The 15944-nt window shown below is 67.4% G+C and carries 23 protein-coding genes; 15 read left to right on the top strand and 8 right to left on the bottom strand.

Translation table 11 applies throughout. The annotated features are described in order from the left end of the window. The 7 genes from ACFY12_RS35220 to ACFY12_RS35190 form a co-directional block, all read left to right on the top strand. Positions 1–741, top strand: a 741-nt coding sequence (locus tag ACFY12_RS35220; protein ID WP_390720073.1) for a phage distal tail protein, incomplete at its 5' end; no start/stop codon positions are given. Between the two features lie 27 nt (positions 742–768). Next, positions 769–1818 (top strand): hypothetical protein, encoded by a 1050-nt coding sequence (locus ACFY12_RS35215; RefSeq protein WP_390720072.1) that lies wholly within the window; start codon positions 769–771, stop codon positions 1816–1818. Continuing rightward, a complete protein-coding gene (locus tag ACFY12_RS35210) occupies positions 1815–2942 on the top strand; it encodes a hypothetical protein (protein ID WP_390720071.1) in 1128 nt (375 codons plus the stop codon). Before ACFY12_RS35215 ends, ACFY12_RS35210 begins: the two co-directional genes overlap by 4 nt. Before the next feature lie 3 nt (positions 2943–2945). Continuing rightward, positions 2946–3104 (top strand): hypothetical protein, encoded by a 159-nt coding sequence (locus ACFY12_RS35205; RefSeq protein WP_390720070.1) that lies wholly within the window; start codon positions 2946–2948, stop codon positions 3102–3104. Between the two features lie 8 nt (positions 3105–3112). Continuing rightward, the gene (locus ACFY12_RS35200; RefSeq protein ID WP_390720069.1) at positions 3113–4051 is read left to right on the top strand and encodes an N-acetylmuramoyl-L-alanine amidase; all 939 of its coding nucleotides are present in this window, start codon (positions 3113–3115) and stop codon (positions 4049–4051) included. A 15-nt stretch (positions 4052–4066) separates the two neighbouring features. Next, the gene (locus tag ACFY12_RS35195; RefSeq protein ID WP_390720068.1) at positions 4067–4321 is read left to right on the top strand and encodes a holin; all 255 of its coding nucleotides are present in this window, start codon (positions 4067–4069) and stop codon (positions 4319–4321) included. Between the two features lie 227 nt (positions 4322–4548). Further along, entirely contained in the window at positions 4549–4989 is a 441-nt protein-coding gene (locus ACFY12_RS35190) for a hypothetical protein (RefSeq protein WP_390720067.1), read from the top strand. Between the two features lie 153 nt (positions 4990–5142). On the opposite strand, the gene ACFY12_RS35185 is transcribed toward ACFY12_RS35190, so the two are convergent. Both ACFY12_RS35185 and ACFY12_RS35180 read right to left on the bottom strand, forming a co-directional pair. Continuing rightward, positions 5143–5367 carry a DUF397 domain-containing protein gene (locus ACFY12_RS35185; RefSeq protein WP_390720066.1) on the bottom strand — a complete coding sequence of 75 codons (225 nt, stop codon included), beginning with the start codon at positions 5365–5367 and terminating at the stop codon, positions 5143–5145. Then, positions 5364–6242, bottom strand: a complete 879-nt coding sequence (locus ACFY12_RS35180) for a helix-turn-helix domain-containing protein (protein WP_390720065.1) — start codon at positions 6240–6242, stop codon at positions 5364–5366. The genes ACFY12_RS35185 and ACFY12_RS35180 overlap by 4 nt, the downstream gene beginning before the upstream one ends. Before the next feature lie 323 nt (positions 6243–6565). Here ACFY12_RS35180 and ACFY12_RS35175 point away from each other — a divergent pair, with 323 nt between their 5' ends. From ACFY12_RS35175 to ACFY12_RS35150, 6 genes are all read left to right on the top strand, one after another. Next, positions 6566–6751, top strand: coding sequence for a hypothetical protein (locus ACFY12_RS35175; RefSeq protein WP_390720064.1), 186 nt, complete (start codon positions 6566–6568; stop codon positions 6749–6751). Continuing rightward, the gene (locus ACFY12_RS35170) at positions 6748–6945 is read left to right on the top strand and encodes a hypothetical protein (protein WP_390720063.1); all 198 of its coding nucleotides are present in this window, start codon (positions 6748–6750) and stop codon (positions 6943–6945) included. The genes ACFY12_RS35175 and ACFY12_RS35170 overlap by 4 nt, the downstream gene beginning before the upstream one ends. Further along, on the top strand, positions 6945–7148 hold the full coding sequence (locus ACFY12_RS35165; RefSeq protein WP_390720062.1) for a hypothetical protein: 204 nt from the start codon (positions 6945–6947) through the stop codon (positions 7146–7148). Before ACFY12_RS35170 ends, ACFY12_RS35165 begins: the two co-directional genes overlap by 1 nt. A 71-nt stretch (positions 7149–7219) precedes the next feature. Then, positions 7220–7426, top strand: a complete 207-nt coding sequence (locus tag ACFY12_RS35160; RefSeq protein WP_390720061.1) for a hypothetical protein — start codon at positions 7220–7222, stop codon at positions 7424–7426. A gap of 375 nt (positions 7427–7801) precedes the next feature. Next, a complete protein-coding gene (locus tag ACFY12_RS35155) occupies positions 7802–8602 on the top strand; it encodes a proline hydroxylase (protein ID WP_390720060.1) in 801 nt (266 codons plus the stop codon). 16 nt (positions 8603–8618) lie between these two features. Then, positions 8619–9569, top strand: coding sequence for a serine/threonine dehydratase (locus tag ACFY12_RS35150; protein ID WP_390720075.1), 951 nt, complete (start codon positions 8619–8621; stop codon positions 9567–9569). A 378-nt stretch (positions 9570–9947) separates the two neighbouring features. On the opposite strand, the gene ACFY12_RS35145 is transcribed toward ACFY12_RS35150, so the two are convergent. Continuing rightward, positions 9948–10223, bottom strand: coding sequence for a GntR family transcriptional regulator (locus tag ACFY12_RS35145; RefSeq protein ID WP_390720059.1), 276 nt, complete (start codon positions 10221–10223; stop codon positions 9948–9950). 172 nt (positions 10224–10395) lie between these two features. Here ACFY12_RS35145 and ACFY12_RS35140 point away from each other — a divergent pair, with 172 nt between their 5' ends. Together ACFY12_RS35140 and ACFY12_RS35135 are read left to right on the top strand one after the other, a co-directional pair. After that, entirely contained in the window at positions 10396–10788 is a 393-nt protein-coding gene (locus tag ACFY12_RS35140; RefSeq protein ID WP_390720058.1) for a hypothetical protein, read from the top strand. Between the two features lie 293 nt (positions 10789–11081). Further along, positions 11082–11966 carry a hypothetical protein gene (locus ACFY12_RS35135; RefSeq protein WP_390720057.1) on the top strand — a complete coding sequence of 295 codons (885 nt, stop codon included), beginning with the start codon at positions 11082–11084 and terminating at the stop codon, positions 11964–11966. A gap of 255 nt (positions 11967–12221) precedes the next feature. On the opposite strand, the gene ACFY12_RS35130 is transcribed toward ACFY12_RS35135, so the two are convergent. From ACFY12_RS35130 to ACFY12_RS35110, 5 genes are all read right to left on the bottom strand, one after another. Continuing rightward, on the bottom strand, positions 12222–13523 hold the full coding sequence (locus ACFY12_RS35130; RefSeq protein WP_390720056.1) for a tyrosine-type recombinase/integrase: 1302 nt from the start codon (positions 13521–13523) through the stop codon (positions 12222–12224). A 77-nt stretch (positions 13524–13600) separates the two neighbouring features. Further along, entirely contained in the window at positions 13601–13801 is a 201-nt protein-coding gene (locus ACFY12_RS35125; protein ID WP_390720055.1) for a helix-turn-helix domain-containing protein, read from the bottom strand. After that, the gene (locus ACFY12_RS35120; protein ID WP_390720054.1) at positions 13798–14280 is read right to left on the bottom strand and encodes a helix-turn-helix domain-containing protein; all 483 of its coding nucleotides are present in this window, start codon (positions 14278–14280) and stop codon (positions 13798–13800) included. Before ACFY12_RS35120 ends, ACFY12_RS35125 begins: the two co-directional genes overlap by 4 nt. A 185-nt stretch (positions 14281–14465) precedes the next feature. Then, positions 14466–14912, bottom strand: a complete 447-nt coding sequence (locus ACFY12_RS35115) for a hypothetical protein (RefSeq protein WP_390720053.1) — start codon at positions 14910–14912, stop codon at positions 14466–14468. A gap of 120 nt (positions 14913–15032) precedes the next feature. After that, on the bottom strand, positions 15033–15443 hold the full coding sequence (locus ACFY12_RS35110; protein ID WP_390720052.1) for an XRE family transcriptional regulator: 411 nt from the start codon (positions 15441–15443) through the stop codon (positions 15033–15035). Positions 15444–15944 lie beyond the last annotated feature (501 nt).

Raw genomic sequence — 15944 nt, 5'->3', positions numbered from 1 at the left:
CACGGCGCGTGGCCCGGCCAGCTACAGGCCGAGCCACGCGTCCTGACCTTCGACTTCCTCGTCGACGACCGAGGCATCGCCGGCCTCCCCGACGTGCTCGATCGCTTCCGACGCGCCACCGCCCTACGGCAGGAGGAGGCGCCTCTCGTCATTCAACTCGCCAGCACTCGGCGACTGTTGTGGGGGCGAATAACGCGCCGTGCCCTGCCGGCAGACCGGACATACACCTGGGGCAACCCGACCGGCTCGATCGAGTGGACCTGTGCGGACCCCCGCCGGTACGAAGTCGCCGAGCAGGTAGCCCGCACTGGACTACCGACCCCCGAGCCCGGCCTCGACTGGCACGAGGGTGACCCGCCGCCCGGTGTCGAATGGGACCTCGACTGGGGCGGCACCGCCACCCCCGGCGCAGTCATCGTCGACAACACTGGGGACGCCGACACCTACCCGACGCTGGTCATCACCGGCCCGGTGATCCGGCCGGCGATCACCCACCAGGCCACCGGCGCCGTCCTCGAATACGACCTCACCCTCACGGCCACCGACCGGCTCGTCATCGACACCCGCGACGGCACCGTCATCCTCAACGGCACCGCGCCGCGCGCGAACTCCGCCACCACGCGCAGCTACCCCGAGCAGGCCTTCATCCTGCCCCCTGGCCCCTCGCAGCTGACGTTCCGCGCAGAGGAATTCAACACCTCCGGCGCCCTCACAGTCCTGTGGCGCTCCGCCTGGTGGTGACCCCCAACCAGCAAGGGAGAGACCTGCATGACCGTACGGGCGGCATGGCTGACCAACCGCGGAGACGCCGCGGGCGGACAGACCCGCAATGACTCCCGCATGACGCCGCTGGGAACCATGGCCCCAGCCGCCGAACTCACCACCCAGCACGGCGTGATCCCCGGCGGCAACCCCTTCGCCCTCACCGCCACCGGCGCCATGACCGCAAACCTTGGCACCGGCCGCGCCATCGTGCAGGGAAGCACGATCCAGGGCGCCTACCCGGTCGCCGTCACCGCGGACGAAACCCTCACGTTCGCCGACGGCGACCCCGACAACCCCCGCACCGACCTGGTGGTCCTCCGTGTCTACGACGCCGCCCACGACGCCTCCGGACAGGTCCGCGCCACCGTCGAGATCATCCCCGGCACCCCCGCTGCCGCCCCCGTCCCACCCCCGCTACCGGCAGGGGCGCTGGCCCTGTACCGAGTGGAAGTCGCCGCCCGGGTATCCGCCGGATCCGGAGGCCTCGACTTCCCCGCCGCCACCACCGACGTGCGCCTCTACACCGTCGCCGTCGGCGGCATCATCCCGCAGGCCAACGCCGCGGGCGCCTACCGCGGCCAGTACCGCGACAACGGCAGCGAGCCAGAGCGCTTTGACGGCAGAACCTGGCGCCCCGTGGTCGAACGCCACTACGCGCAGGTGCTCAAGAACGCCGCCTACAACCTGGCCGGCGGCAGCTACGTGGCGGTGCAGTGGGATGCCGCCCGCGTGGAATCCGACGCCGGCATGTGGACGGCATCGCACCGCTCCCGGCTCACCGCACCGGTCCGCGGCCTGTATCTGATCACCGCCCAGCAGACCTGGCCCCAAGGAGCACAAGACGCCCACGCGCGCATCATCCGCAACGGCGGCGCCTCACAGTGGCAGCTCTCGTACGTCGCCGACTCCAGCGGCAGCCAGGGCCATGGCGGCTCGATCGGCGCCTACCTGAGCGCCGGCGACTACATCGAAATGCAGCTGCACACAGCCGCTCGCGTCACCGACATCCCCGGCTCCTACTCCAACCTCTGCCTGATCTGGATCGGCGCATGACCGCCCAGTACCGGGCCCTGTTCTGCGACCTCTCTACGGACCGGGTCCTGGACGCCCTGCCCGTATCGGGTGTCTCCTTCGAGGACTACATCGGCAAGACCGGGACCATGACCGGCACGCTGACCGCACCGGACCGCGCCACCGCCGACCGCATCAAAGCCGCTGTGGTCCCCGGCCGTACCGCCGTGTGGATTTCACGGGACCGTGCGATTTGGTGGGGCGGCATCATCTGGACCACCGCCCTTGGCTCCACCGCCCGCGGGGCGCCGGCGAAAGCCGAGATCCAGGCCGGCACGTTCGACAGCTATCTGGACCACCGGCTACTCACAGCGGATGTCACCGCGACCGACGAGGACCAGTTCGTGATCGCCCGCCGCCTGGTGGACTTCGCGCAATCCACCGACGGCGGCGACATCGGCATCCGTCTGGGCACCGACACCTCCGGGGTGAAGCGGACGCGGAAGTACAGCCACTACGACCTGCCCAAGATCCGCGAGCTTCTCGACAAGCTCGCCGCCGTACAAAACGGCTTCGAGTGGCGCATACGTTGTTACCGCAACGACACCGGTGAACGGATCAAGGAACTCCAGCTCGGCCACCCCCGCATCACCACCAGCCGCGGCCGCGCCGAGACTGTACTCGACTACCCCGGCCCGGTCATGTCGTACAGGCTCCCCTACGACGCCACCACCCGCGCCACCCACTGGCAGTCCCGCGGCGCCACCAACAGCACCACCAACCGGCCGCTCATGTCCACGCCGCTGCACATCACCGGTGCCATCGACGCCGGATGGCCTCGCCTGGACGGCACCAGCGACTACACCACCATCACTGCCAAAACGGCCCTCGACGAGCACGCCACCGCAGACCTCACCGAAGCCTGGACACGCGAGATCGTCCCCGAAATCACGGTGAACCTCGAAGCCGCCCAGCTCACCCCCGCCATCCTTGGCGCCACCATCCGACTGCGCATCGCCGACGTCTGGACCTCCGGCTTCACCACCGGCCGCTATCGCGTCGTCGGCTTCTCCGTACGCGCCCCGGAACGCAGCCAGCCCGAGACCGCCACCCTCACCCTCGACGCCGCCACCCGCGGCGCCATCGGCAACAACGACGGGAGCTGAACCGTGGCAGTGATCCCGCCCGACCTCCTCGACCGCATCCGCCGCCTCGAAGAAGACCTCCGCGAACTCCGCGGCCGGCTCCCCGCACCGCCTGCCGACGAGCCCGCCCCGGACGTGCAAGACGGCAACGCAGGCGACAAACCCGAGACCCCGACCAGATAGGAGCCGCAATGGCCACACCCCTGTCCGCCGACACCCTCGTCACAGCACTGCGCGCCGAGGGCGTCACCGTCGTCGAACACCCCGGCTGGCGCAACCACAACCGCGCCGGCCACGGCCCCTGGGGGCCAGTCCACGGTGTGGTCATCCACCACACCGTCACCCGCGGCACCGACGCCACCGTGGCCATGTGCTGGGACGGATACGACGACCTGCCCGGCCCCCTCTGCCACGGCGTCGTTGACAAGACCGGCACCGTCCACCTCGTCGGCAACGGCCGCGCCAACCACGCCGGCCGCGGCGACAGCGACGTCTTGAGCGCGGTCATCGCCGAGGACTACGACCAGGCCCCACCGCGGCCGACCGAGAACGACACCGACGGCAACGCCCGTTTCTACGGCTTCGAATGCATCAACCTCGGCGACGGTGAAGACCCCTGGCCCGCCGAACAACTCGACGCCATCGAACGCATCGCGGCCGCCATCTGCCGCGCCCACAGCTGGACCACGAAATCCGTGATCGGCCACAAAGAGTGGACGAATACCAAGATCGACCCCAGCTTCGGCATGCCGGACATGCGCGCCCGCATCGCCCACCGCCTCGGCGCCCAGCCAGACGGAAAGGCGGACACGAAGCCTGCCACCAACGCGAACGGTGTCATCTCGGCCGTCAGCGTGGCTCACCTCCGCGAAGCGGCACGCAGGGATCCGCAGGCCGCACAGGGACACACCACCCACAAAACGGAAGTCGAGTACGTCGAACACGCCCTCATCGCTGAAGGGCTGCTCGACGCCACGTGGGGAGACGGTTCTTTCGGCACCAAGACCATCGCCGCGTACGCCGCATGGCAACGTCTCCTCGGCTACACCGGCCGCGACGCCGATGGCATCCCCGGCCACCGCTCCCTGCAAGCCCTCGGCCACCGCTACGACTTCGACGTGACCGACTGAACAGGAGCCTTGCACATGGCAACAGCCAACCTCACAACCTGTCGATTCTGGGCCGCCGCTGCCGAGCGCGCCATCCGAACTTTGGCCCAGACCCTCATCGCCGAACTCGGACTCGACTCCACCGACATCCTCCATGTCCCGTGGGAACGCGGCCTCGCCCTGGCTGGCAGTGCCGCACTCCTCTCCGTCCTCACGTCGATCGCGGCTGCGGGCACGGGCAGCGATGGCCCGGGTATCACGGAGGCCCCGACCGTCGGCGGGAATCCGTGACCGCGGTTCCGTAGCCACCTCGCCTCTCACACCCAGCACAGCGTGTAATCACCGCGCCCCCGCTCCGGCCACCGCGCCGGAGCGGGGGCGGCTCTGTCGTTTTCGGTACGAGAGAGGGCACCGATGCGGCTGAGTTCGGGACAGGGCAGCCCAACAGCGCGCATGATGCCTCAACTTGATATCGCATACCTCTGGGGGGACCTATGCGCACCCGAACCACCACGGCCGTGGCCGCCATGCTCCTGATCAGCCTCGCCGCGTGCTCGGGAAACGACACCGACAAGGAACCCAATACAGCCAAGAGCAAAGCCACCCCAGCCAGCATGAAGCCAGCCACCCCGGCCAAACCGAAAGGCAGCAGCCAGGAGGCAGCTCTGAAACGCGCGGTCGCCGACTACACCACGGCCTACTTCAAGCCCAACGCCGACGCCGCCCACGCCATGCTCTCCAAGAGCTGCCGCGCGAAGGTCGACAAGATCGTCTACGCAGGGGTACTCCGACAAGCAGCCAAAGACTATGGCCAGCACAAGGCCGTGAACATCCACGTCGACCAGCTCGCCGGGAACCTCGCACGCGTCAGCTACGACATCGAAGGTCTCCCGAAGCTGAACCAGACAGCGCAGCCGTGGGCCCGCGAGGGCAGCCAGTGGCATCACGACTCCTGCTGAACCACGTGACGCCCCGGCTCCGGCCACGTGCCGGAGCCGGGGCGCGTTCTTGCGTTCCCGGCATCGCTGGGTAGGGTCCTGATGCGCACGTACGAGCGAGGCCCGCCCCCAACTCACCTGGGGGCGGGCCTCGCGTGTTGGCGCGGGAGGGGTTCAGACCGCGCCGAACTTGCCGCCGGCGGCAGCGTTGATGAATTCGGCGAAAGCAGCCAGGGGGAAGATGAGGGCCGGGCCCTCAGGGGTCTTGCTGTCTCGGACCGGCACGAGGCCAGGCAGGTTCACGGCGACCTCCACGCACTGTTGTCCGCCGTCGGAGTAAGACGACTTCACCCAGGCGGCGCCCGTCAGGTCGGGCGCGAAACGGTCTTCTGTGCTCATGAGGGTGTCCCTTCCATGATCTTCTTAATGGTCTCCCGGGAGTCATCCACGGGAAGAGCGGCGGCAACGATCAGCTCAAACCCCGACTCGAATGCCTGCACGTCGTCTGTGCCCTCGACGAAGTAGCCGCCCCGAATGTTCTCCAGATTGATCACTGTGGGCCACGGCGAGGGAAACCTTACGACGTGGAAGGGGCCCACCATTCCGGGGTGTGCGGGGGCGTCCTTCGGCATGACTTGGATGGTCATGTTCGGCAGATCGGTCATGTCGAGCAAGTGGCGAAGCTGTTCCCGCATCAGTGACGGCTGAGCCGCTGACCTGTAGCTGAGTACGGCCTCGTGGATGACGGCCCACAGCTTGAGGGGGCCGTTCGGGCGGCTGCTGTCGGTGAGGATCGCCTGACGTTTCTTGCGTACCTCGGCGAGTGCGGCCACATCGTCCGGTGCGAGGTGTGGGGCCGTACCGGCGATGATCTCGCGGGCGTACGCGCCGGTCTGGAGGAGTCCGGGGATAAGGCCCTGCGCGTAGATGTGCGTCGACGCGGCGTCCTCTTCGAGCCCGATGTAATCCTTATATCCGTCGGCCACGACGTTCCCGTATGTCGTCCACCAACCGGTCTTGTTGGCGTCCTGGGCGAGCCCTTCAAGGGCTGTGATCACAGCCGAATCGGTCACCTTGTAGTGCGAGAGGAGTCGGGCCACGTCCTTTACGGGCAAGTGCGCCTTGGCGTTTTCGATCCGGCTCAGCTTGCTCGGGTCCCACGCCATGCCTTCCGATACGGCGTCTATCGACACGCCGGCCTCGTTGCGCAGCCTGCGCAGGGTACCGCCGAGCCGCCGTCGACGGACGGTGGGGACGAGACGAACGGTCGCCATCTGTGACCTGCCCTTCGTGTGGGTCAATTCGGGTACGGCGCGGGGTGACTGACCCCCTTTGCGGGGTCATCGGGTGTGTTCACGGGTGAAGTGTGCCCGCATGCGGGGCTGGAGGTCCACAGCACTGGAGTTCTAGTTGTGCGGATTTTAATTCCAAGGTTGCGACCATCACTTCCATGGGTGCATCCTGCCAGTGCGGTGACGAATCGTCGGCCATGAATCATCAACTGACGGTTAATCGCTCGCAGTTGGCGTGCCCCTCTACGTCCCCCGTGCGGACGGACACGTCAATCCACCTATCGCCGTGAGCAGTTGAGGTCGCGATGACAACGAACGCGTACCAGGAGCAGTACCTCACGAACATCAGGACCACGATGGACGCACCCACCCACGTGCTTACCGGGCCGATAAGCGCGGAGGCTCGCGCGATCGCTGACCGCAGTGGTGATCCGGCGCAATGGGACTCGTCCAAGTTCGACGCCTACGCCAATCTCGGAGGTGTCCAGTGAGCGCCGCGGATGTCGTGGTCCCGCCGCGGGAGAAATGGCCCGTCCCCGCGATCGCCGGGCACGCCTGCCCGGTCTGCCACCACGGCTACACCCTGGCCCGTCCCGCGGTCCCCGTCCCCGGCCGCGTCGACATCACCGTCTGTTCCGAGTGCGCCCTCGCCGCTGGTCTCCCGGTGGCCTTGGAGGATCGGTGATGACGACCGAGGCATGCACGGACAGCCAGGCGGCAGCCTGCGCCTACCGCGATCTGCAACTTGCCCTCGCTGACGTAGGTATGGCGTTCCCGGAAATGACGCTCAGCGATACCGCCGACGGCAAACTCCGGATCAACCTCGGCCGCGTCGGTATCAGCACGGCAGCGAAGCTAGCCCGCACTCTGAAGCTGGCGGAGTTGTGAGCGCGGGTGCCTGGTCGCGGCTGCGGGACCGGGGCGAGCAAGCGTGGAACCGCCACGTGAGGTACCGGGAGGTGTACCGGCATCTTGACCGAAGGCGGGCAGAGGCCAAGGCCCGTACCGCGTGGGTGGCAGAGCTGACCGAGGATGAACTGGCGGAGATGCTGCGCGGCCTCAATCAGTGCATCGACGCCATGCAGACAGCGGCCAACGACGTTCCGGACCCGTCGAAGGGCGCCTCCATGACCGACCGGACGGCGGACGACACCCCGCCGACGTAGACCAGGGCGGGGCCGCCGTGGCGTACCTTCCGGCCGCCCCGCCCGCACGACTTCCCCCGACCGGACAAGCCTTGAGCAGGGACAGACGGTGTCCCGCCTGAGCCGACGGGCTCAGCTCTCGCCCCGGTCCGTCCAGCGGGGATTGTCCTCGGCACTCCCCTCACGGATGCCGCGCCATGACGGCAGCGCGGTGAGGGAAACGGGTCCCGCCCGGTGTGCTCTTCCACCGGGCGGGACCCCGGACTCCCCCCCCGGAGAGCTGGTTCCGTCCGCACGCATAGGCCCCGACAGCGGGGCTGGAGAACGCGGCAGCGTGGGGTCCATCGCGCGGAGGGTCTCGCCAGCGTCCACGAAAACAACTGAGAGGAAGAGAAAATGAACGCCATCATCTCTGATCCACTCTTCACCCTGATCGATGCCGGAGCGTTCACCGACGGGCATCTGGCCGCGCTTGCCGCAGGCACAGCAGGCGCGGTGCGGGTCCCGGGCCTACTGAGCCCGCAGGAGTGTGCGGAAGCTGTCAAGGCCGTTGAGGCCCTGCCGGTCGGCACCTACGACCCGGCACGGATGGCAACGGAGATCGCTCGGTTCGGGCCGGCGCTGAACGACTACCGCACTGGCGGGGGCGAGTTGGACGCTGACCGGTACTGGCAGGCCACCGATGAGGCACGTGCCGCCTGGGCGCGCGCAGGTCTGCACTGCGATCCGGTGGCGGTAGCTCTGCAACGCCTGGGGCAGGCGTGGGGAGCGGCGATCGGCCCTGCAACGATTGGTGGCCGCGCCGCGTTCGGAGGGACGTTGAGGGAGATCAACAACGGGGCTCTCATCCACTACGACGAGGTGGTACGCGAGTACCCTGCCGGCCTCTTCGACCAGAAGGTCATCGCACAGCTCGCGTTCAATGTGTGGGTGGCCGTCCCCTCTTTGGGTGGCGAAACCCGGGTGTGGCGGCGGCGCTGGCACCCGACGGACGAAGCTCACCGCCAGGCATACGGCTACCGCCCGGAAGTGGTCGACGGCTACCAGGAACTCCGCCTGGCTCCGCAGCTGGGAGAGGGACTGCTGTTCAATCCGACTCACTTCCATGCCGTCGAACCGAACCCCGGCCGCCGCCGCATCGCGTTCGCGTTCTTCCTCGGCCTGACTTCCACTGGCCATCTCGTCTACTGGAGCTGATTCTGTGTCCGACACCATCGACCACATCGACTACAAGGACGTCGTCCAGGCCGCGGAACGTATCCGAGGCAAGGTGCGACCCGTCACCCTCACCCCCGCTGACCCGGGGGCCTTCGGAGAGGCGGACGTCTGGCTGGTGCTGGAGCACATGCAGCACACCGGCTCGTTCAAGGCTCGTGGCGCGTACAACTTCACCGCCGCCCACCTCGCAAACGGCACTATGCCCAAATCCGGGGTTGTCATCGCCTCCGGCGGAAACGCGGGACTGGCCTGCGCTTGGGCCGCCTCCCAGCACGGCATCCCCGCGACGGTGTTCCTGCCCGAGACCGCACCGCCGGTGAAGGTCAACCGCCTGCGGGCATACGGGGCGACCGTGAATCTCACCGGGAGCGCATACCACCATGCGGCCGAAGCCGCCGCGGCTTACGGCGAGCAGACGGGCGCCCTGCCCTCCCATGCGTACGACAACCCGTACATCGCGGCCGGCGCCGGAACCCTGCTGGAAGAGATCGCCACCCGCACGGACACCCCGCCCGTTGACACGATCGTCGTTGCCGTCGGCGGCGGTGGCCTATTCGCCGGAGTGGCCGCAGCCGCTGCCCAGCACGACATCCGGGTCATCGCTGTGGAGCCGGAGACCTGCCGTGCCCTGAACGCGGCTATCAAGGCCGGGGACGTGGTGGACGTCGACGTGAACTCTGTGGCTGCAGATTCACTAGGGGCGCGCCGCACCTCCCGCATGGCGCTGCACGCGGCCGTGTCCGGTGACGTGCGCTCCGTCCTGGTGACCGACGAGCAGATCATTGCCGCCCGCCAGTTGCTTTGGGATCACCGACGTTTGGCCGTCGAGCACGCCGCGGCAACTGCCGTGGCTGGCCTGACCTCGGGTGCCTACACCCCCGCTCCTGGCGAGTCGGTCGCTGTGGTGCTCTGCGGAGCCAACACCGACCCCGCAGACCTCGGCTGAGCTCCTCGCCCTGCTGGAAGACTGCCTGGGCCCTACCGCAAGCCCGGCGTAGGACCCACCGCAGACTCCGCCCGCCACGCACGCCGCGCGGCGGACGGAGTCGTCCGCGGGATGCACTGGTGGGTGAGCTGGGGGACGCTGGAGGTGTGGCTGATCGGCCGCCCATCGTCGTACACCCGCCGTCCCCCACCGGTGGCAGGCGAGTCACCATCCGGGGTGAAATCCTCGGTCTCGCGTACAGCAGCGTCGACCTTCTTGAATTTCTACGGCGGGCCGGTCTCGATCCCGACACTGTGTCTCTCGAAGATCGCGACTTGATCGAGTGGCGGGGCGGTGATCACACCGTGTGGATGTGATCGGGGCCACCGTCTGCCTAGGTCATGCGCCCGGGGCTGGGTTTCCCGGCGCAGAGATAAAGGCCCCACGCTGAGGAACGACGAACACTGTGCCCTCGTCAGCAAGCACCCGGACAGCTTTACGGGCCGTCATGCGGGCGACGCCGAATTCGTCGGCGAGACGTTGCTCGCCCGGGAGGGGACGCATGGGCTGCCAGTCGCCGCGCTGGATACGGGCGCGCAACACCCCAGCGATCTGCACATATACCGGTACTGGCCCGCCGTGAACGATCTCGTCGTCCGGCCCATAGTCGCTCATGCCTCAGAGGGTAGGGCGCTAGGTTCCACGTTGCTCGGCTCTATACGTATAGTCCCGAGCATGTACGGCTAGAGACTACTGGTATAGCTTCGTCTATAAGGAAGCCCCGGCAACGACGGGCAAGGTCGTCACCGGGGCGGTGTGCCCATCAGCTATGAAGGAGCTGACGAACATGCCCGAGCCTATCGCGCGCGCCTTCGTGCGCCTGTGCTCGCTGCTCTTCCCCGCCCGCGGGAAGCACCGCGCCACCCCCACCTCCACCCCCGCACCGGAACCAGCGCCTACTCCTTCCCCTCAGTCCAGCCGGCCACTGCCGGAGCACAAGAGCCCATACGCCCGCGACGCGGCCGACAACCGAACGTTCCGGGACACCCTCAGCCCGATACGCCCCTACGTCCTCAGCACCCCCAAGAAGCGCCCGGACGACCCGAAGCGCCGGGCACAGGCCGAACGACGCTGGGCCCTCGACATGGCCTTACGCGGCATCGACGTCGGCCCGACGACCATCCACGGCGTACACGTCCGCCCGGGTAGCCGCACGTTGCACGTGGCGGTGAGAGCATGACCGCCTGCTGCCGCTGCGGGCGCGAGACGGCCGCCCCCGTGGCTGTGCGATACATCGAGGGAGCGAGCGGCCCCGGAGTGACGCTCTACGCCTGCCCTGACTGTGCGTCCCACCTCACGCCCGGCCCCCTTCCCACGGAGACCGCACCACCGCGGCGCGGCTGACTCGGCACCCGCACCGGGCCCCGTCCGAAGTACCGGACGGGGCTCCGCTGTTGAGTACCACCGCATTCCCGCGCCGACTTCGTCGGCGGCCCGATTCAACACGCGTGACGAAACATGCTGGGGGACTCCATGCCTGCCGCAACCCACTCCGAAACCTGCCCCGTGTGCACCGGCCCCAAGCGGCCACGCGCTCGCACCGGGCGCCCCGCCGTCTACTGCTCGCGCGCCTGCCAGGCCAAGGCGTACCGCGCCCGCGTCGCCGAGCGCCGCCGCGACCCGTCCACCGCGACGCCGCGAGTGATCAGGCTGCCGAAGCCCACGGGCGACAGCAGCGAGGCGGACCGCATCCTCGAACTGACCACCGCCCTCGCCCACTGCGCCGAGCTCGCCGCCGACGCCATACGCCGCGGCCGGCCGCTACCCGACGGCGAAGACCACCTCGACGGATGCCCCGAAGGCATCGAACGCATCGCAGCCGACTTAGTGGCCACCATCCGCACTGCCGCCATCCAGGCGGCACCGAGCGACGAGGAGACGTCGACCACCACGCCCCCGGACGACAGAACGGCAGCCGCTTCGCCCTCGCCTCACGAGACGCTGAGCATCGAACCGGAAGAGGCCGAGCGAGTCGTCCGGACCGTGGACATGTCCCACGAGTTCGGAGACGGGTACACCCTCGCCCAGCTCGCATCCTCCTTCGAGGGGCAATGGCTGGTGAGGCTGCACGGCGAAACCATCGGCAGCGTGGAACGGGTGGCCACCATCACCGGTCGCAGCGTCCGGGGATGGGAGGCCCGCCACCACGGCATGAAGATCCAGCGACTCGTACGGCACAACTGGGAAAGCCGCGGACTGGCCACGGCCGCCGTCGTCTACGCCCACGCACAGAACTGCCGTAAGCCGCGGCGAAGCGTCAGCCGCCGACGCCCTCTTGCGACGAGCCGCACCGGCAGCGTGTCCAACGCTTCGGGAAAAGAGCTGGTCGGGCACGGGAATCGCGTGACCAACGCATGACCAACAGCACCCAGAAACACCCGGAAAAGGCCAGGTCACAGACAACAACGGGCGAGGCCAAGAGGTGAGGTCCCGAAGGCATTTTGGCTGGTCATAGGATAAAAACAAGAGTGCGCGAGAGGAGAGTTCAACTCCCCCCTCGCGCACTCAGAGAGACCCCTGTTTATCAGGGGTTTTTCTATTTCTCAGGGTCTCGCGTGACCAACCGTGTGACCAACGCATCAGCCGCTTCGGCGCGTGACCAGTGGCCCGGGATCATGCGATCCGAGTGAGCCCGATGCGGCTCGCGCCGCTGGCAGCCAGTCGGCGCGCGTTGTCAGGGCGCCGTCGGCCATACCGCTCCATCGTGTAGCCGGGCGAGTGATGCCGTGCGTTGGCCGAGACCTCAACGGGGTTCTCGCCCGCTTCCAGGTCGTTCGTGATCCGGCTTCCTCGCCAGTCGTGAAGCCGGAAGTCCTCGGGGAGCTTCAGCCGCTCTCGGGTCCGTCGCCAGCGAGCGGAGACCTTCTCCGGATCCTGCGGGCCGCCCGGCGGTGGACCATCCTTGCGGAGGCGGTAGGTGTCCCGCGGGAAGATCAGCCCGTGTTCGACCCAGAGGTCCCCGGCCCGGTCTCGCTCGATCTCCACGCGCTCTACCTGGCGCTTTAGAACGTTCATGAGGGCCTGATCCGCATAGATGACGGGCTTGTCGTCTCCGTCCTTGGTCAGTCTCCGCAGGACGTAGGTGTTGCCCACTTCGACGACGACCCAGTCCAGCTCGATCGCGCAGTCATCCCAGTGGATGAGGTCCTTCATCATTCCGAGCGCTTCACTTCGGCGGGGCCCGTTCGCGGCGTATGTGGTCCACAGCGCGGAGTCTCGGGTGCAGTGGTGAAAATCGCCACATCTACGGCCCCCACAGGGCTTCCAGATATCGGAGAGGAAGTCCGCGGTCTCCTCGTCGGTGAGGGTGGGGAAGTCAGGGACCTGAGCCTTGATCTTCCGCGCGGTCGGTGGGTTGGCTGTCCTCGCGGGGTTCTTTGTGAGGCGGTCCTTTTCGACCGCCGCTTCCAGAGCCTGGAACAGGATGTCGTGGATCTTCCGCACCGAGGATGCGCCGAGTGGCTTGCCGTCGCGCTTCGTGGGGCACGGCGTCCTCTCCAGCATCCTGTACAGGGCATCGAGGTCGTCGTCCGTGACTTCCTGCACCTTCTTGGTGCCAAGGTGCGGCTTGATGTGGAGGCGGATCTTTGGCCCGTACCCAGCCTTAGTGGTCTCCTCCACCTGAACGTTCGATAACCAGCGGTCCAGCCACTCCCCGAGCTTGATGTCAGACCTCGGGGCGACGTTGCCGGCCTCGTAGTCGTTGATCCACTTGCGGAGGGCACGGTCCGCCTTGGTCTTGTTCTCGTACTCCCGTCCGATCCAGTAGCGGACTTTCTTGCCCTGCGCCTTGTCGAAGTGGAGAGGAGTACGGACGCCCCAGGTGTTCGGCCTTCCCTTCCTCGGAATTTCGACCGGGGTACTCCCCAGGCCGTTGCCGCGCTTCGGCGCGGTGCTGCCTTTCGTCGTGGCCATCACTGTCCTCTCTGCGCCGACAGGCCGGGCGGATGCCCGGCCTGTGGTTCTCAGGGGCTCGACAGAACGGCGTGTGATCACGGGATCTGTCGGTCGAGCCAGTCGTCCAAGTCCGCTGGCCGGCAGCGGAGTTGGTTGCCGACTTTCTTGAAGGGGATGCCTTCGCTGCGCCAGTTCCCGTAGACCCAGCTCTTTGGCTTCCGCAGGAACGCGGCCACTTCGTCGATGGACATGAGCTCCTGCCGCGCTGAGCTGCGGGAATCTGCCTTCGTGGTCACGCCTCCCCCTTCTCGTCGTGCGACATGGGCGGCATCTCCGCCATGCGGCGCCCGGCGGGGCGCGCGTGCATGAGGAACTGGAGATGCGTGGCGCCAGGGTCGCTGCCGTACGCCAGCGGGCGCTGTCCGTCCGCCCAGTCCCACGCCACGCTCTGGCTCACCTCGCCCGCCCCGGTCACGCCGCATTGCTCGCGGTCGTAGTCGGTTGGGGGAAGCAGCAGCGCCGAGACGTTCACTCCGAGCACGACGGCGAGGGCGACGAGATCGTCCACATCCACGCGTCGGGCGCCAGCCTCGATGCGGCCGATTGCCAGTTCGGGCATGGGGCGTCCCAGGTCGGTCACGCGCCGGGCGAGCTCTTTCTTGTCCCACCCCTTGGCCTTACGAAGGCGGGTGATGTTACGGCGTACTTGGTCGCCGGAAGGCCCGAGCGGGTTCTTGGTGAGTTTGCGGCCCGTGCCGCCAGTTGGGGCGCTCATACGGCACATCGTTACATCGGAAATGGAAGCCGTGCAATACCTTTTGATGATTTCGAGGACTCGTTCTGCCGGTCCCGGCGAACCCACGGCGGGAGTGCTGGGCGGCCGAGTGCTGCTGGTCCCAGGGCGGACGGGGGTGCCTCAGTGTCTCCGCGTCAGTGCGGCAGGCCGGTTCATGATGCTGGTCAGCGGTCGCTGGGAGTCCAGTCCTGGGCCCATGCCCCGTGCTGTACGAGGTAGCCCAGCGCGAGCGCGGCGTCCTCGATGAACTCTGTGCGCATCACGCCGGGGCGGACGCACCAGACCAGTTCGCCGTCGGCTTCAAGGAGTGCTGCGTGCCGGCTGCGGGGCAGGTCGTGTCGCGTCTCCATGCGCAGGGTGAAAGGGTGCGCGGGGTCCTGGGTGGCCTTGTCTGCCTGGTGCAGTTCGGTCGTGGGCTGGCTTGCCCAGCGCTGCTGCCATCCGTGCTGGGCGAGGTGGCACAGGATCGCGGCGACTTCGTCGACTGCCTCTTTGCGCATGGCCCCGGGGCGGACGTGCCAGACCAGTTCGCCGTCGGTTTCCACAGGAACGGCGTACTTTCCGGACGGCATGTCGTCTTTGAACTCGATACGGACGACAGGAGTGGACAAAGTGACCCCCCAGCGCGGGTCTGGCGCGCATGCGCGCAGATCGGTAGCCCAAAGGGCGATGGCTCGATTGACACTAGCTGGGGGGTATGACAATCCACTACGGCAAAATGCCGAAGGTCGTCAACTTCGGTGCTGTGACTGGTTGTCGCCGCGGTTCCGGGAGAACGCTTCAACGAGGGCCTTGAGTTGGCGTTGCTCCGGTTCGGACAGCTCCTCGTAGTACGCCACGAGGGCGCGCGCGTCGCCGGCCTCGCTCCAGACCTCCGAGATGATGCCCATGAACTGAGCCCCGGCCGCCTCCTGAACGAGCTTCAACGGCAGTTTCAAGCCAGTCGCGAGCGCTCGCAGTCCGGGAAGCTGCGGAGGGATGACGGATTCTTCCTTCTCCAGCTTGTGCAGCCACCCGAACTTCAGTTGCTCGCCGGTCTCCGGATCGGTGCAGCAACTTGCCAAAGACCGCAGGCTTAGGCCGAGTTCGTCGCGCCGCCGCCGTACGAGGTCGGAGAGTGCTGCGTGCTGCTCGTCAGCCATGCTGCGCCTCCTGTCGCCTTGATAAGCACACGTTCTCTCCTTCGGTGAAGGTGTGCCGGCTCGTCTCACCGCCGGGAAAAATGGGTTGTTCTTTCCCTAGACAGATCGTTCACGACTATAGACGAGAGACAGCTATCTCCACCCTCTCTTGTTCTTTTTCGTAGACATGTCGTTCGTGACATGTGAAACTCCCTGTGTTCACATAGAAAAACATACCGATTGGTCAGGTAGACGACAGGGGGTATGCGGAGTGAGGGGTGTGAGCACGGCCGCGGAGTTCATGGGCCCGCCACCGGCGGTTCCGGGAAGATCCGCCGGCCACGTAGAAGCTGCTCAGCAGCTCAGGGAACGACCGGGCGAATGGGCTGTGGTGCGTAGGACGGAGACCTCCGACCAGGCGGGGGCCGCGGCACAAGCGATCCGTGACGGACGGCTGTGCGCCTACCGGCCAACCGGAGCCTTCGAGGCGACGGCGCGCACCGTAGACGGCGAACATCGCGT

Source organism: Streptomyces sp. NPDC001339 (assembly GCF_042895955.1).
Taxonomy (GTDB): Bacteria; Actinomycetota; Actinomycetes; order Streptomycetales; family Streptomycetaceae; genus Streptomyces.
The sequence above is the reverse complement of the archived record's forward strand: the minus strand, read 5'-3'. Positions and strand labels throughout refer to the sequence as shown.

Bases quoted from the DNA above. Each gene is read 5' to 3' on its own strand.
- ACFY12_RS35185 (WP_390720066.1), bottom strand. From the start codon at position 5,367: ATGAGCACAGAAGACCGTTTCGCGCCCGACCTGACGGGCGCCGCCTGG.
- ACFY12_RS35175 (WP_390720064.1), top strand. From the start codon at position 6,566: ATGACAACGAACGCGTACCAGGAGCAGTACCTCACGAACATCAGGACC.
- ACFY12_RS35135 (WP_390720057.1), top strand. From the start codon at position 11,082: ATGCCTGCCGCAACCCACTCCGAAACCTGCCCCGTGTGCACCGGCCCC.
- ACFY12_RS35130 (WP_390720056.1), bottom strand. From the start codon at position 13,523: ATGGCCACGACGAAAGGCAGCACCGCGCCGAAGCGCGGCAACGGCCTG.
- ACFY12_RS35165 (WP_390720062.1), top strand. From the start codon at position 6,945: ATGACGACCGAGGCATGCACGGACAGCCAGGCGGCAGCCTGCGCCTAC.
- ACFY12_RS35155 (WP_390720060.1), top strand. From the start codon at position 7,802: ATGAACGCCATCATCTCTGATCCACTCTTCACCCTGATCGATGCCGGA.
- ACFY12_RS35180 (WP_390720065.1), bottom strand. From the start codon at position 6,242: ATGGCGACCGTTCGTCTCGTCCCCACCGTCCGTCGACGGCGGCTCGGC.
- ACFY12_RS35110 (WP_390720052.1), bottom strand. From the start codon at position 15,443: ATGGCTGACGAGCAGCACGCAGCACTCTCCGACCTCGTACGGCGGCGG.
- ACFY12_RS35215 (WP_390720072.1), top strand. From the start codon at position 769: ATGACCGTACGGGCGGCATGGCTGACCAACCGCGGAGACGCCGCGGGC.
- ACFY12_RS35140 (WP_390720058.1), top strand. From the start codon at position 10,396: ATGCCCGAGCCTATCGCGCGCGCCTTCGTGCGCCTGTGCTCGCTGCTC.
- ACFY12_RS35195 (WP_390720068.1), top strand. From the start codon at position 4,067: ATGGCAACAGCCAACCTCACAACCTGTCGATTCTGGGCCGCCGCTGCC.
- ACFY12_RS35145 (WP_390720059.1), bottom strand. From the start codon at position 10,223: ATGAGCGACTATGGGCCGGACGACGAGATCGTTCACGGCGGGCCAGTA.
- ACFY12_RS35120 (WP_390720054.1), bottom strand. From the start codon at position 14,280: ATGAGCGCCCCAACTGGCGGCACGGGCCGCAAACTCACCAAGAACCCG.
- ACFY12_RS35200 (WP_390720069.1), top strand. From the start codon at position 3,113: ATGGCCACACCCCTGTCCGCCGACACCCTCGTCACAGCACTGCGCGCC.
- ACFY12_RS35210 (WP_390720071.1), top strand. From the start codon at position 1,815: ATGACCGCCCAGTACCGGGCCCTGTTCTGCGACCTCTCTACGGACCGG.